Source organism: Paenibacillus kribbensis, assembly GCF_001705305.1.
GTDB lineage: Bacteria > Bacillota > Bacilli > Paenibacillales > Paenibacillaceae > Paenibacillus > Paenibacillus kribbensis_B.
This window is the reverse complement of sequence record NZ_MCBP01000052.1, coordinates 1-586: the sequence shown is the minus strand read 5'-3', so window position 1 is coordinate 586 and position 586 is coordinate 1. Positions and strand designations below refer to the sequence as shown.

At 34.1% G+C, this 586-nt stretch carries 1 tRNA gene; it reads left to right on the top strand.

Annotated features, from left to right (window positions below):
• Window positions 1-52 precede the first annotated feature (52 nt).
• Window positions 53-120, top strand: a tRNA-OTHER gene (locus BAZ21_RS29330).
• The last annotated feature ends 466 nt before the right edge of the window (window positions 121-586 follow it).

The window sequence follows — 586 nt, the reverse complement described above, 5'->3', positions numbered from 1 at the left end:
TGAGATACCAGCTACTAATAGTTAGGAATAACAAGATGAGGTAGTCATAGTTAGCAGTATAGTCTAATGGTAAGACAGCATGATAAGTGTGATACGTGGGTTCGATTCCCAATACTGCTATATATAAAGGAGAAGCAAATGATATTTATAGAATGGTGTATTGGTTGGCTAATAGGTACGTTGATTGGCTTAGGCATTGTTGCTTTGATTGAGAGGAACAAATGATTATATTATTATTATTTATTATTGCATTGTTCATTAGTCCGAGCATAGCATTGTTATTGTTGCTGTTAGTTATTAATCCAGTGTTCGCATTGCTATGGCTATTAGTGCGGCTTGCTATTAAACTATGATAGGTATCGCATGGTTTGGTTCGTGGTTGGTTATGCTGGATAGAATGGAATGATTATGGGTAAAGGTAAGCACAATGAATGGCACAAGCTACAGTATAAAGGTGTGTACTGTGACGACTATGAGCCAAGCAATAAAGTAATCAGGAAAAGAATTAAAAATAAAATAAATAAAGAGATAAAGATGATGTTGTCAGAAAGAAAATAAAAATATTTTTTTATATATCCCCCCCCAT